The following is a 14,963-nucleotide window of genomic DNA, read 5'->3' as shown; positions in this document are numbered from 1 at the left end:
TGCGCTCGGGCCGCGCGGGCCCCACGTCCCGTGGACGGGAAATGCTCCGCATTTCTGCGGCAGCCTCTACCTAACAGGATGGAACAGCCCTCAGGCCCCCACGTCCCATGGACGGGCGAAACCGCGTTTCGCTAAGGCAGCCTCACCCGCCCGATTACCGCCCAACAACGAACACTTAACAAACAACTAAATACCAACCGAAAAACTCGTATGAAAAAAATCCTCCTGAGCGCCGCTCTCGGACTGCTCGCCACCGGCGCCTTCGCCGACGAGGCTCTGAAAGTCACCTATGCCACACCCGGACGCGGCAACCGCGCTTCGGCCATGCGCGTCGTACTGACCGTCGACGGCAACCAGTGCCGCACCGGCTACGAACTCGACACCGCCCTGTTGCTGCAACAGAACCCCGAATGGGCCGAACGCATCAAAGCCGATAAAAACAAAGGCGAACGACGTCGCGGAGTCACCGAGACCCAATACATCGACTACGGAACCGGCAAATACTACGGCGTCGCCGAGATGCCCGACGGCGAGATGATCGCCACCGAACAGTCCTTCGTGCTCGACTCCACCCTCACGATCGAACCCAGCGATACGGTCATCTGCGGCTACCCCTGTAAAGTCGCCACGGTCATCATCCGCTCCAACACCGTCAAATACTGGTTCACCGACCAGGCCGGCGTGCGGGGAACGGCACAGCCGGCGGCACATCTGCCCAACGGGCTGGTTCTGATGACCTCGCGGAACGGACACATCGGACTCCGCGCCCAGTCCATCGAGAAGATCCCGTCGACCGGCGGCCCGATCATCCCGGCATTCGACACCTTAGTGGACGCCTCGATGTACCGCTACCGCATCAACAACGCCGACGTGATCACCATCCCCGTCTTCCGCGACGAATACATCGGCATCGCACAGTCGAACGCGCCGAAGAGCGTCGATTCGCTCCTCGCCGACGTCGTCTACCGCGTCAGCGGCGGGACGATCATCCTGAAAAAGGTCAAACTGCCCGAGTCGGCCAAAGGACGCGACATCTTCGTGCAGGTGGTTCAAAAGGCGGACAAGGATGCCTATGACCGCACCGGATCGGCCTTCGTCATTCCGGTCGGCAAAGAACAGTCGTTCCTCGATGCGCTGGTGAAAGGGATCGACAACCTCCCCGCCTTCGTCTCGAACAGCGGGAAATCCTACCCCGGGATCATCGCGACCGACACCTACGACACGCCGGTCGAAATGCTCCGCTTCTTCACCCCGTTCGGCGTGGGGGGCTACAACCGCGGGATCAGCGTGCCGGGTCAGGTGTGGGCCGACTCGGTGATCTACTATCAGGATGTCACCCACCTCGCTCCGCTGCTCGAAGGCGAGGCCTGGATCGGCGCCTACATCGGCAACTGGGCCGAAAAGGGGCACAAGCTCTCGCTGACCCTCAAATACCACCCGCAAGGCGGCAAAGAGGGGCGGCGGATCGTGGTGCCGGTCTTCAACTCGCTGAACCTGATGGAACAGGGCGGACAGGGATACCCTGATTTTCTGGGGAGCGACTCGCTGCGCGTGACGATCGACGTGCCGGAAAACATCCGCGGCGCACAGCTCGTCTACCTGACCACCGGACACGGCGGCTGGGGCGGCGGCGACGAATTCAACCAGAAGGAGAACACGGTCTGGATGGACGGCGAAAAGATCTTCACGTTCATCCCGTGGCGCGAGGACTGCTCGTCGTACCGGCGGCGGAACCCGGCTTCGGGGAACTTCAGCAACGGCCTCTCGTCGAGCGATCTGAGCCGGTCGAACTGGTGTCCGGGGACGGTAACCAATCCGGTCTACATTCCGCTGGGCGACCTGAAGAAGGGGAAACACTCGTTCACGATCGCGATTCCGCAGGGCAAGCCGGAGGGGTCGAGCTTCAGCTACTGGTGTCTGTCGGGGGCGATCGTCGGCGAGGCGGTGGAACAGCTGCCGAACAACGAGTTGCAGACGGGAGATTGCAAAGCTGCCAAAAAGGCTCGCAAAGCGAAGTCGAAGAGACGGTAACTCCATACCTATATAAATAAAGCGTGGCGCATATCCGCAAGTCGGATATGCGCCACGCTTTTATATTCACATCGCCCCGGTTCAACCCACCCGGCCGACGAAAAAGACGGTGGGTTCGCCCTGTATCGTCAGGCAAAAGAGATCGGTATTTCCTCCGAGCCGCACCCCCAGCGCCCGGGCCACCTCCTCGGCCGAAGCCGAAAAACCGCGCCGGTGGATATTGACCCGCCGGATGCTCCGCATCCGCAGCAGGCGGGCGATCTCTTTCGGCCGGTACGGATGCCGGAAGGTGATCCGGTAGACTTTGCCGGCAAAATGTTCCGGCGGCTCTGCAGTAAAAAGACAATCCCCCTCGACCCGCCATCCCCCGGGCACGTCGCCCAGATACTGTGCCGCATAAGCCGCCACGGTTCTGGACTTGTAAAATCCGACGTCGGGCACCGATAGGAAACGCTCCTCGCCGGGCGGCAGCGTGCCGGTCGAAGCGACGGAGTCCGCCGTCGCCTGTTCGCGCGCGAAGTCGAACCGCTCCACCCCGCCGTGCCGGATAGCGGTCACCCGTCGATACACCTGTGTCCGCTCGGCCTCGTCCGAAAAACCGAGCCAGACGAGCACCTCCTTGCACTCGCCATCGACGCTGACGACCTCCACGCCGGCCTCCGGGCCGAACAGGCGGTTCACTTCGTCGACGTCGAACAGCGGCGAGAGTTTCAGCACGATCCGCCGCGCCACCTGCCGCAACACGGGCAAGAGCTCCAAGACGTTCGGCGAGCTCTCCTCCAGCGAGTAGACGCGCCGCCCGTCGCCGCTCTTCCGCGACGGGTCGATATAAACGAGGTCAATCGCCTGTCCCGCATGGGCATCGGCCGTCCACTGTTCCAGAAATGCTTCAGCCGTACAATTCCGTACCTCGACATTCCCCACGCCCAACAAACCGAAGTTCCACCGGGCGATTCCGGCCCGCAACGGATCGCTTTCGACAGCGATCACCCGCTCGAAGACCCCTCCCAAGGCCCGCGCATCCACGCCCAGTCCGCAGGTCAGATCCACGGCCAGCCGCCGTTCATCGGGGAGCAAAAAAGCGCGCAGGGTTTCCGCCTTCATCTCCGCCGCCGCCTCGCCGCTGGACTGCTCGTAAGCGACCTGCGGCACGATGCACCGCGCGGCATAATAAGCGGGAAGCTTATTCCGGCACTTCTGCAGCATCCGGATCTGGTGCGTGACGGCCGGATTGCGCAGCGCAAAGGCCAGCCGCTCCGGATCGCTCTCCAGGTAGCGTTCGACGAGCTGCCGGGCTTCGTCGGTGACGAGTATGTCGAGGTCGCGCTGTTCCAACGGTGGGTGATTCCGACTATTGCCGTTCCTTGATCCACTCGCGGGCATTGACGAAGGCTTCGATCCACGGCGTGATCTCATCCTCGGAGCGCGGCGCGAGGCTCGGATAATAGCCCCAGTTCCACGGCCGCAGGGCCCGTTCCAGGTGGGGCATCATCGCCAGGTGCCGCCCGTCGGCCGAGCAGATCGCGGCGGCGTTGTAATCGCTGCCGTTCGGATTCCCCGGGTACTCCGAATAGAGGTACTTCATCGGGATGTGGTAATGCTCTTCGGCATACGGCAGGTGGAATTTCCCTTCGCCGTGCGCCACCCAAACGCCCAAAATCGAATTTTCGAGCGACCGCAGCATCACGCTCGGCGACGGCTGAATCGTAACCCCCAGGAACCTCGACTCGAACTTGTGCGAGTCGTTGTGGAGCATCTTCGGCCGTTCTTCGTCCGTCTTCGGCGCGATGAGCCCCAGTTCGACCATCAGCTGGCAGCCGTTGCAGATCCCGATCGACAAGGTGTCCGGCCGCGCGTAGAAGCGTTCCAACGCCTCCTTGGCTTTCGGATTGTAGAGGAACGCCCCGGCCCACCCCTTGGCAGACCCCAGCACGTCGGAGTTGGAGAACCCGCCGACGAAGGCGATCAGATTGACCTCCTCCAAGGTCTCGCGCCCCGAAATGAGGTCGGTCATATGCACGTCCTTGACGTCGAATCCCGCCAGGTGCATCGCCCACGCGGTCTCGCGGTCGCACTGGCACCCCTTTTCGCGGATAATCGCAGCCTTGATGCCGGTTTTCGTTTTGCGTTTCGGGTCGATGCCGTACTGCGACAATTTGCCGCTGAAATGAGCCGGAAAGTCGTAGTACAACGGCTGTTTCTTATAGTTCTCGTACCGTTCCAACGCCAGCTGCGGCGTGCTCTGGTTCCGATCCAAGAGGTACGAAGTCCGATACCACACATCCCGCATTTTGTCGATATCCAGCTGGAGCCGTTCGCAGCACCCGTGCCGCAGCGAGAACTTCCGCTCGCCGAGCACTTCGGCGATCCGCACCCCGGCCACGCCCATCTTGTCGAGCGACGCCACCACCGCCTCCGCCCGTTCCGCAGCCACCTGAAGCACCACGGCCGGTTTTTCGCTGAACAGGAGCTTCACCAAGTCGTCGTTCCGCAACGGGTTCAGGTCCACCGCCAACCCGGCGCGATTCCCCCCGAAGGCCATCTCCAGCAAGGCCGTAATCAAGCCGCCGCCCGACACGTCATGCCCCGCCAGCACATCGCCCCGCCCGATGAGCTCCTGCACGGCGTTGAACGCCCGTTTGAAATAGTCCGCATCCCTGACCGTCGGCACATCGGCCGACGAGCCGACCGCATTGATTACCTGTGCAAAAGCGCTCCCGCCCAACAGGAAATCCTCGCCGCCGGTCATATCCACATAAACCAACGAGCTCTTCCCGCAATATTCCTCATCTATCGCCGCCCGCACGCACTTCTTCACGTCCGAAACCTCGCCCGCCGAGGTAATGATCACCGTCCCGGGCGCCATCACGGCCTGACCGTCCGGATACTTCTGGGTCATCGACAAAGAGTCTTTCCCCGTCGGAATGTTAATCTTCAAAGCCAGTGCAAAGTCGCTGGCCGCCTCGACCGCCCGATAGAGCCGGGCGTCTTCCCCCTCGTTCTTGCACGGCCACATCCAGTTGGCACTCAAAGATATAGCTTCCAATCCTCCCCTGATCGGCGCGAAGACGATATTGGTCAAAGCCTCGGCGATAGCCAGCACCGACCCCTTGCCCGGATCGGCCATCGCCGCCGCCGGAGCATGCCCCAGCGCCGTCGCGATCCCCGCTTTTCCCTGATAGTCCAACGCAATGACCGCACAGTCGTTGAGCGGCAGCTGGAGCGTCCCCGCCGTCTGCTGCATCGCCACGCGCCCCGTCACCGAACGGTCCACCTTATTGGTCAGCCAGTCCTTACAAGCCACCCCTTCCAATTGCAGTACATCGGTCAGGTAATCCCCCACCCGGTCGACGTCGTACTCCGGCGCCCGGTAGGTCTCGACAACCGTATGGTCGGTCATCACCGTCCGCGGCGCCTCGCCGAACATCGCGCTGAGCTGCAGGTCGATCGGCCGCTCGCCCGTCCGGTTGTCCACGAAGGTGAACTGCATGTCCCCGGTCGTCTCCCCGATGACGTACATCGGCGACCGCTCGCGCTCGGCAATAGCCCGCAAGCGGTCGATGTGTTTCTCGTCCATCACCAGGCCCATCCGCTCCTGCGACTCGTTCCCGACGATCTCCTTGTCCGACAAGGTCGGGTCGCCGATCGGCAGCCGGTCGATGTCGATCCGTCCCCCCGTCGCCTCGACCAGTTCCGACAGGCAATTGAGGTGTCCCCCCGCCCCGTGGTCATGAATCGAGATGATCGGATTGTCCCGCTCTTCGCTCAATGCCCGGATGGCGTTATACGCCCGCCGCTGCATCTCCGGATTCGACCGCTGGATGGCATTGAGCTCGATGGCATTGGCATACTCGCCCGTCGCCACGCTCGAAACCGCGCCGCCGCCCATACCGATCCGATAATTATCCCCACCCAAAAGCACAACCTTATCCCCCGTCGTCGGATCATCTTTCAGCGAATCGACCTTCTTCCCGTAGCCGATCCCCCCGGCGAGCATGATCACCTTGTCGAATCCATAGGTCTTCCCGTTCTCCGCATGCTCAAAGGTGTAGACCGACCCGGTGATCAGCGGCTGCCCGAACTTGTTCCCGAAGTCGGAAGCGCCGTTCGAAGCCTTGATGAGGATATCCTCCGGTGTCTGGTACAACCACGGCCGGGCCGGAACGGAGCGTTCCCAGTTTCTGCCCCCGTCTAATCTGGGGTAAGCGGTCATATAGCAAGCCGTCCCGGCCATCGGGAAAGCCCCTTTCCCCCCGGCGATCCGGTCGCGGATCTCGCCGCCCGTCCCCGTCGCGGCGCCGTTGAACGGCTCGACGGTGGTCGGAAAGTTGTGGGTCTCGGCCTTGATCGAAAGCACGCTCTCGAAGTCCTCGGTCTCGAAATAGTCCGGCCCCTCATGCGAAGCCGGCGCGAACTGTTCGACCACAGCCCCCTGCAAAAACGCACAGTTGTCCTTATACGCACTCACCACCCGCCCCGGATTCGTGGTCGTGGTCTTCTTGATGAGCTTGAAAAGCGTCTCCGGTTTAGTCTCCCCGTCGATGACGAACTGTCCGTTGAAAATCTTGTGCCGGCAGTGCTCCGAATTGACCTGCGAGAAGCCGAACACCTCGCTGTCGGTCAGCGGTCGCCCGATCCGCACCGCCAAGTCCTTGAGGTACTGGATCTCGTCCGGATTTAACGCCAGGCCCTGCTCTTTGTTATACGCCTCGATGTCCTCGATGTGGACGATCGGTTCGGGCTGCTTGTCGATGGTGAAGACGTCGCCGTCGATCGTCCGATACATCCGGTAGAGCATCTTGTCGTACGGCGCGGCCTCGCTGTCGACCATCCGGAACTCCTCGATCCGCACGATTCCGTCGATGCCCATGTTCTGGGTAATCTCGACGGCGTTGGTGCTCCACGGGGTGATCATCTCGCGCCGGGGGCCGACGAAGATGCCGCTCACCGATGAAACGTCGAGCCACTCGGCGTCGCCGAAGAGCCAGCACAGTTTGTCGATCGCCGTCCGGTCGAGCGCCGCGGCGGTCTGTACCGCAAAAAGGGTGTCGTCTTTACGGAAGAGTTGTATCATGGGATGGTGTATGGTTTTCGATCTTCAAATATACGTTTTTCCGGGCGGAATCCCGCCCGTCTCGGGCTGTTTTTCAAAGCGGCGGCTACCTGACCCGCAGCCGCTGCCCGAGCCTCAGCGTGCTGTTGCGGTCGATGCCGTTGAGCTGGCAGATCCGGGCGATGGTCGTCCCGTATTTCGGCGCGATGCGGCCCAGAATATCTCCCTTTTTAACGATGTGGTACACCGGCGCGCCCGTAGCCGAAGCCGGCTTGGGCTGCGCTGCGCGGATCATCGTCGAGTCGTCGGCCTCGGCGAGCAGGGTATTGGCCAGGTCCGGTTCGTCGTCCTCTTCGAGGAGTTCGGAGGCACGCGAATAGATGCTGAAGTAGTCGCGGTTCAGGGCGAACGTCTGGTAGCGGAGCATCCCGTTCTCGAAGTCGAAGAGGAACTCCGGGTCGAAGCTCTGGTCGCAGTAGCGGGTCTCGAAATGGAGGTGGGGCCCGAAAGCGCGCCCGGTCTGTCCCACGTAGCCGATCACCTGTCCGGTTTTGACGTAGTCTCCCACCCGGACGTTGCACTTCATGAGGTGCGAGTGCCAGGTCTCCAGCCCGTTGGGATGGCGGATAATGACCAGATTCCCGTACCCGCCGGTATTGTACTTGGCATACCGGACTTTGCCGTCGAACGCGGCCAGCACCGGTTCGCCCGGTTTCATCGGGATGTCCACGCCGTGGTGGTTGCGCCTGCGCCGCGGGCCGTATTTCGAGAGGACTTTGCCCTGCACCGGGCAACAGAACTGGCCGAGGCTGTCGACCATGCGCAGATCGACCGTGGCCGGCAGCTCGCCGAGCTCGATGTTCCGATAGGAGAAGACCGAGGCGGTGTCCCAGTGTTCGCTGAAGACGGGCAGACGGTCGAGCCGCCGCAGCTCCGGCCGGTAGTATTCCCAGGTGTTATTGCTGAAGATGATGACTTTGGTCTCGGGATCGGCCGTCGGAATGGTGTCCATCGGCCGGCGCGGAAGCTCTTCGAGCCGGGGAGTCACCGGCGTCCCGGTGCGCCGCTGCGCCGAAGCCTCGCCCGGAGCGGCGCAGAGGGTCAGACCCAAAAAGAGACCGGCGACCAGCCGCGACCGGTGTGCAAAGATGCGAAAATACATAGGTATAATCATATAATAATAGGTGTATGCGGGAAACCGGTTACTGCAAGCGTCCCTCCTTCAGGAAGTCGGCCAGCCGGTCGAACGGCACTTCGGTCTGCTCGCCCGTGGCGAGGTGCTTGACGGTGGCCCGCCGCGCCGCCGCCTCGGTCTCGCCGACGAAGATGAGGTACGGAATCCCCCGCTTCTCGGCATAATCGAACTGTTTTTTGATCTTCGCCGGCTCGGGATAGAGCTCGACGGCCAGATCGGCCCGCCGCACGCCGTCCATCAGGCGCATCGCCTCGCGGGCCTCCTCGGCACCGAAGTGGACAAAGAGGGCGCGGACGCTCTCCGCCGTCTCGGCCGGGAAGAGGTCGAGCCCCAGCAACACGTCGTAAATCCGGTCGGCGCCGAAGCTGATCCCCACGCCCGAGGTGTCGGGCATGCCGAAGATGCCGGTCAGGTCGTCGTACCGCCCGCCGCCGCAGATGCTCCCCATCGGAAAGTCCAGCGCCTTGACTTCGAAAATCGCGCCGGTGTAGTAGTTGAGCCCCCGGGCCAGCGAGAGGTCGAGTTCGACGGGCAGCTCCACTCCGAGCGCCTCCACATAGTCGAGCACGGTGGTCACCTCCTCGATCCCGAGCCGGCCGGTGGCGGAACGGTCGCCGATAATGGCGGTAATAGCGGTGAGTTTCTGGCGGTTGTCGCCTGTGAGTTCGAGGATGGGGCGCAGTTTGTCGATGGCTTCGCGGTCGAGTCCTCGTTCGGCGAGCTCTTCGTTCACGGCGTCGATGCCGATCTTGTCGAGTTTGTCGATCGCGACGGTGATGTCCATCATCTTGTCGGCATGGCCGATGGTCTCGGCAATGCCGTAGAGTATCTTGCGGTTGTTGAGTTTCAGCACGACCCGGATGCCCAAAGCTCCGAACACGTCGCGCACGATCCGGATCAGCTCGACTTCGTTGAGCAGCGAGTCCGACCCGACGACGTCGACGTCGCACTGGTAGAACTCCCGGTATCTGCCTTTCTGGGGCCGGTCGGCGCGCCACACGGGCTGGATCTGGTAGCGTTTGAACGGGAAGACGATCTCGTTGCGGTGCTGCACGACGTACCGCGCGAAAGGCACGGTGAGGTCGTACCGCAGCCCCTTCTCGCAGATCCGGGTGGCAAGCGCGTTCGGGCTGTCGCTCTCGCCGGCGGCCAGCAGCTCTTCGGCTTCGACCCCCTTGAGGAAGTTGCCGGAGTTCAGGACTTTGAAGAGGAGTTTGTCGCCTTCGTCGCCGTACTTGCCGAGCAGGGTGGAGAGGTTCTCCATGCTGGGGGTTTCGAGGGGCTGGAAGCCGTAGCGCCGGAAGACGCTCCGGATGGTGTCGAAGAGGTAGTTGCGCCGCGCGGTCTCGACGGGCGAGAAGTCGCGGGTCCCTTTGGGTATGGATGGTTTCTGTATGGCCATAATCGATCTGTGTATTTCCGTTTTCCGCAGCAGGGTGCACTCGTCGGGCGTTTGACCGGCGGCGGGAATGGGCCGGGTCGGCCCATTGTCTCGGTTCTTTTTGGGTAGCACGTCTTGGGCTCCGCAGGACTCAGGCTTCGGGCACGCGCCTCCTTAGGCGAGCGGGATTTTTCTCGCTTTTTCAGTCGCCCGCGGCAATTCTCGTTGGCGGGCGGGCGACGGACTTCACGCGCAGTTCTTTGTTCGCGCGCCTGGGGAAATCCAGTCAAAACGTGCGAGCACATTTTGACGATTTCCCTCCTAAGGCGTGGCGCGCGAGCTTAGTTTGAGGGTACTGCGCTCAGGCCGCGCGGGCCCCACGTCCCGTGGACGGGCGAAACTACGTTTCGCTAAGGCAGCCTCTACCCCAAATGCTTTTCCCGCGCGCTAGCGGAAATCGTATTCAAACGCGAACACGCGTTTGAATGATTTCCTACTTCAGCGGTCGCGCGCGGGTTAAACTCTGTCCGCGCGCCTCGGACGATTCATTCTCTTTCGGCTCACCGCCGAAAGAGTTGAATCGCCTCTTTGGGCGGCGGCGCGCGATCGAGCTTCGACTGGCCTCGGGCCGGCCGGGCCCCACGTCCCGTGGACGGGAAATGCTGCGCATTTCCACTGCCAGCCTCTACCCTATTCTCTGCTCCGCGCGCTGACGGAAATCTTATTCAAACGCGAATCACGCGTTTGAATGATTTCCTTCTCCAACTGTCGCGCGCGGTCGAGCTTTGTGCCGGCTGGAACCGTACCTTTCTTGAAAGAAAGGTACCCAAAGAACTTTCAGTTAGCTACGCTACGCCTTAGGCTCCGCAAGACTCATTCTCTGTTCACGCGCCGCGCTTCAGGCCCGCCCGGGCCGCACAAAGATACGAAGAAATAACAATTTACAGACGCACCGGACATGAGTCCCGAACGGCTCTTTTTCCTAACTTTGCCGCCGGAAACGGACAAAACGGCATGATTATTGATTTGATTCTCGTCGGAAAAACGACCGGAACGTGGCTGGAAAACGGCATAGCGGAATATGTCGGCAGGCTGAAGCATTACGTACGCTTCGGCCTCGTCGTCGTGCCCGAACTCAAAAACGCCCGTAACCTCCGCGAAGAACAGATCAAAACGGCCGAAGGTGAGCTCATCCTCGCCCGAATCGCACCGGGAGACCATGTCGTCCTGCTCGACGAACGGGGCGCGATGCCCGACGGATCGGTCGGGTTCGCCGACCGCCTCCAAGCGGTCATGAACCGCGGCGTACGACGGCTCGTCTTCGTCATCGGAGGGGCCTACGGCTTCTCGGAGGCGGTCTACGACAGGGCCGACCGGCGCATCTCGCTCTCGCGGCTGACCTTCTCGCACCAGATGGTGCGGTTGATCTTCGTCGAACAGCTCTACCGCGCTTTCACCATCCTCGGCGGCGAACCCTACCACCACCGGTAGGCCGACGCCGCCTCCCCGCCGTTCCCACAGCACCCGATGCCTATGCGATTCTCTCAACACAACTTCGCCAATCCTTTCCGAGCAATGGGACTGCGGATCAGGGCCCGCACCGCGCCCTACCTGTTGCCCGCCGCCATCGCGCTCTTCGCCATAAACCTCTATTTCACCGTGTTCCGCGTGGGGCAGGACGTCGATCCCGGACTGAAGCACATCCGGACGGCCATCACCCGCATCGAACGCGAGACCGACCGCGTGGCGCGCAGCTGGCTCGAAGCCGAGGACGACAGCCTCTACATCGAACGGCTCTGGCGCAACGACCTGCCGGCCGAGTGGAACGAACGGGGCGTCTCGCTGCTCCTCTTCCGCGACACGACGATGGTCTACTGGTCGAACTTCCCGTTCCAGATCAACATGAACGACTTCTGGCTGACCCCGTCGCAATCGATCCGGAAGATCGGGCCGAGCCAGGGGCTCACCTTCGTCCGGGCCCGGGGCAACCGGTCGGCCGTGGTGACGATCAACCTCTACAACGACGAAACGGGAGTCTACAACCCCCATATCTTCCGCGAACAGCGCATCACCCTGCTGCCCACTTCCGACGGCCTCCACGCGCGACAGATCGGAGCCGCACGGATCGAGACCGACAACTGTTCGTTCTACGTCAAGGCCAAACCGCGCGAGGAGGTGCCGGGAGGAGCCTCGTTCTGCGGCTGGGCGGCGATTCTGCTGCTGTGCCTCTACCTCAAGCACCTGATCCGCAGCCGCACACGGCGGCACAACGCCCTGCGCCATGCGGCCCTCTTTTTCATCGTCCTCGCCCTGCTGCGAACCGGGCTCCACTATGCCGGCATACCGAACGCCAACGGAGCGCTGTTCGCCAAGGTGTACGGATCGAACAACGTCATCCTGGGATCGCTCGGCGACCTCTTCCTCACCTTCGGCATGGGGTTCGTCTACGTCGCGTTCCTGTTCAACATCCGGGCGAAGCTGGGGTGGGATTACCGACGCAGGAAACAGCCGATCCAGTACGCCGTCGTGGCGATCTACTGCCTGCTGACGGCCGTCGTGGTCGCCGTCTTCCACTACGCCCTGGTGCTCTCGATCTACACGCCGCGGATCAACGTCCAGATATACGACATCTTCGACCTGTCGTACAACAGCGTGATCTTCTACCTGCTGTTCGTACTGTTCGTCGGCATCCGTTTCCTGATGGTACAGGTGCGCCACGTGCTCTTCGCGTCGCGGCACCTGTGGCAGCGCACCCTCATCACCGGCGGTCTGATCATCCTGCTGCTCGCCCCGTTCGAATCGCAGATCCGCTACACGGGCTACATTCTGCTGCTGTTCTACCTGATGCTGGCGCTCACCGGCTACTCCCGGCCGAGGTACCGCTACCTCGGGCCGTTTCTGATCTCGCTGGCGATCTACAGCGCCTACTTCGCCTTCTTCGCCACGATGGAGGACACGGCGGCACAGACCAACGCCCAGCGGCTCTACGCCCGAGTCCTCGCCACCTCGCCGCACGACCGGATCATCCAGCAGGACGAAGAGGTGCCGGAGGGAGACCTGACGCCCGACATCCGGTTCCGGAACTTCACGTATATCCGGGTGACGGACGACTACATCCACTTCAAACACGGCAACGACAACGACTACCAGGCCCTGCTGAGCGCCGTGCCGACCGGACACGACACCATCCTGTACGCCAACGGCGAGGCCCACTACCTCTTCAACTACGACGCTCCGGGGGCGCGGCACGGCCTGCTGATCGTCTCGCGGCGCGACAGCACGATACTGGACGTGGCGGCGATGTACGCCTACACGTTCCTGATCCTGTTCGTCCTGTGCGGTCTGCTGCTCGAGCTGGCCGGATACACGTTCGACATCCAGCGGTTCAGCAGCCGGATGACCCTCAAGATCCGGGCCGTGGTGATCAGCGTGGTGCTCTTCGCCATGGTGGCCGTCACGACCGTCATCGTCCACCACACCATGGCCCGGCTCAAAGGCGACAACCGGCGGGTGGTGAACACGACGATCCAGCGGCTGGCGACCGACCTCGCGCGCTACCTGACAACCCATCCGCTCGACCGCGAGACGGCGGCACAGTGGCTCGCGACGGAACAGCACAAAGACGAGTTCGCCATCAGCCTGTTCACCCCGGCCGGCCGGCTGATCGCCTCGTCGGCCTACAACACGACCTACCTGGGCCGGATGCGGAGCCAGGCCTACCGGAGCCTGCACTACCTGAAGCGGCCGATGTTCGTGATGGACGTCGGAGGGGCGCAGTACACCTCGGCCTTCGTGCCGATCGTCTCGGAAGGCGCCCTGCTGTGCTACCTGAACCTCCAGTACTACGGGGCCAAAACGAACGGCGGTTTCCTGCAACACGAACTGCTGGCCGACGTGCTGAACCTGTTCCTGATCATCCTGTGCATCTCGGTGATCCTCTCGGAGTTCCTCTACCGGCTGCTGACCAAGCCGTTCAACCAGCTCCACGAAGCGATGCGGAACATCTCGAAGATGCAGAAGATCGGCGCCGCAGGCTCCAGTTCGAGCCGCCAGATCAGCGACGAGGTGGGGCTGCTCGTCGAACAGTACAACCGGATGATCGACTACCTGGAGGAGAGCTACCGCCAGCTGGCGCGCAGCGAACGCGAAGGAGCCTGGCGCGAGATGGCCCGCCAGGTGGCGCACGAGATCAAAAATCCGCTCACGCCGATGCGGCTCAAGATCCAGATGCTGCAACGAACGCTGAAACAGCAGGAGCAGCAGACGGAGCTGAACGTCAAGGTGCAGGAGACGCTCTCGCTGCTGCTGGATCAGATCGACCTGCTGACCAAGATCGCCAGCGAGTTCTCGGACTTCGCCAAGATGGGCGAGGGACACCCCGCCCAGATCGACCTTCGGGTCCTGCTGCGGAACGTGGCGAGCCTCTACTCGGATCACGACGGGATAGAGGTCCGTCTGGAGCCAGGGCCGGACACGGGGCCGGTATGGGTCACGGCGGATGCGGATCACCTGACGCGGGTCTTCGTGAACATCTGTCAGAACGCCGTCCAGGCGGTCGGCGACCGTCCGGACGGGCGGATCGGGATCGAGCTACACCTATCGGACGGTCGGGTACGCGTGCGGATCAGCGACAACGGAGCGGGTATCCCGGAGGAGATTCAGGCGAAGATTTTCGTCCCGAACTTCACGACGAAGAGCAGCGGGAGCGGTCTGGGGCTTCCCATATCGCGCAAAATCATCGAGCTGCTGGGCGGGAGCATCGGATTCGAGAGCATTCCGGGCGAGGGGACGACATTCGTGGTCGATCTGCCGATCGACGACGCGGAACAGCCTGCGGAGACATAGCGCGTCCACCTTTGCCGTCCGAGCCGGACAAACGCGCCGTGATTGCCGCCCCGGGCTACCGCGGTTCAGACGCAGGCGATCCGGTGTACATCGGCCACTATGGACTCAGTTGGTCTGCGACTACAGGCAACATCTACGCTCTGGACTTGAATTTCGGCGTGACGTACCTCGACCCCAGCAGCTCGAACGGCCGTGCCTGCGGTCTTCAGTTGCGTTGCCTCTCGGAATAAACGGTGCGTGTCGCACTCACAAATGGCCGGGTCTACCCTAACAGGCAGACTCTACCCTATTGGGCTGATACAGCCTTAGCGAAACGCAGTTTCGCCCGTCCACGGGACGTGGGGCCCGCCCGGCCCGAGGGCAGTTACGTCCGGTTCTAAGCTCGAAAGTCGCCCGCACGCCTAAAGGGCATATTCTGTTGGTTGGCACTTGGCCAACCAACGAGAATTGCCGCGGGC

Annotated in this window: 8 protein-coding genes; 4 read left to right on the top strand and 4 right to left on the bottom strand. The window is 62.4% G+C overall.

Features of this window, described 5'->3' with window-relative positions:
- The first annotated feature begins 210 nt into the window (after positions 1 to 210).
- Positions 211 to 2,031, top strand: coding sequence for a PNGase F N-terminal domain-containing protein (locus tag QZ292_RS06735; RefSeq protein ID WP_294599646.1), 1,821 nt, complete (start codon positions 211 to 213; stop codon positions 2,029 to 2,031).
- A gap of 81 nt (positions 2,032 to 2,112) precedes the next feature.
- Here QZ292_RS06735 and QZ292_RS06730 read toward each other — a convergent pair whose 3' ends face one another.
- The 4 genes from QZ292_RS06730 to hisS all read right to left on the bottom strand — a co-directional run bounded on the left by QZ292_RS06730 (position 2,113) and on the right by hisS (position 9,681).
- Positions 2,113 to 3,366 (bottom strand): hypothetical protein, encoded by a 1,254-nt coding sequence (locus QZ292_RS06730; RefSeq protein ID WP_294599643.1) that lies wholly within the window; start codon positions 3,364 to 3,366, stop codon positions 2,113 to 2,115.
- A 16-nt stretch (positions 3,367 to 3,382) separates the two neighbouring features.
- Positions 3,383 to 7,105, bottom strand: a complete 3,723-nt coding sequence (gene purL, locus QZ292_RS06725; RefSeq protein ID WP_294599638.1) for a phosphoribosylformylglycinamidine synthase — start codon at positions 7,103 to 7,105, stop codon at positions 3,383 to 3,385.
- Between the two features lie 85 nt (positions 7,106 to 7,190).
- Positions 7,191 to 8,258, bottom strand: a complete 1,068-nt coding sequence (locus tag QZ292_RS06720) for a M23 family metallopeptidase (protein ID WP_294599634.1) — start codon at positions 8,256 to 8,258, stop codon at positions 7,191 to 7,193.
- Between the two features lie 28 nt (positions 8,259 to 8,286).
- Positions 8,287 to 9,681: a histidine--tRNA ligase gene (gene hisS / locus QZ292_RS06715; RefSeq protein WP_294599631.1), complete on the bottom strand. Its 1,395-nt coding sequence runs from the start codon at positions 9,679 to 9,681 to the stop codon at positions 8,287 to 8,289.
- 993 nt (positions 9,682 to 10,674) lie between these two features.
- On the opposite strand from hisS, the gene rlmH reads away from it, so the two are divergent.
- From rlmH to QZ292_RS06700, 3 genes are all read left to right on the top strand, one after another.
- Entirely contained in the window at positions 10,675 to 11,151 is a 477-nt protein-coding gene (gene rlmH, locus QZ292_RS06710; protein ID WP_294599628.1) for a 23S rRNA (pseudouridine(1915)-N(3))-methyltransferase RlmH, read from the top strand.
- A gap of 84 nt (positions 11,152 to 11,235) precedes the next feature.
- Entirely contained in the window at positions 11,236 to 14,505 is a 3,270-nt protein-coding gene (locus tag QZ292_RS06705; protein WP_294599623.1) for a HAMP domain-containing sensor histidine kinase, read from the top strand.
- Between the two features lie 11 nt (positions 14,506 to 14,516).
- Positions 14,517 to 14,735, top strand: coding sequence for a hypothetical protein (locus tag QZ292_RS06700; RefSeq protein ID WP_294599620.1), 219 nt, complete (start codon positions 14,517 to 14,519; stop codon positions 14,733 to 14,735).
- Positions 14,736 to 14,963 lie beyond the last annotated feature (228 nt).

The sequence above is a fragment of the uncultured Rikenella sp. genome (assembly GCF_910577125.1).
Lineage (GTDB): Bacteria > Bacteroidota > Bacteroidia > Bacteroidales > Rikenellaceae > Rikenella.
This window is presented reverse-complemented; position numbering and strand designations above follow the sequence as displayed.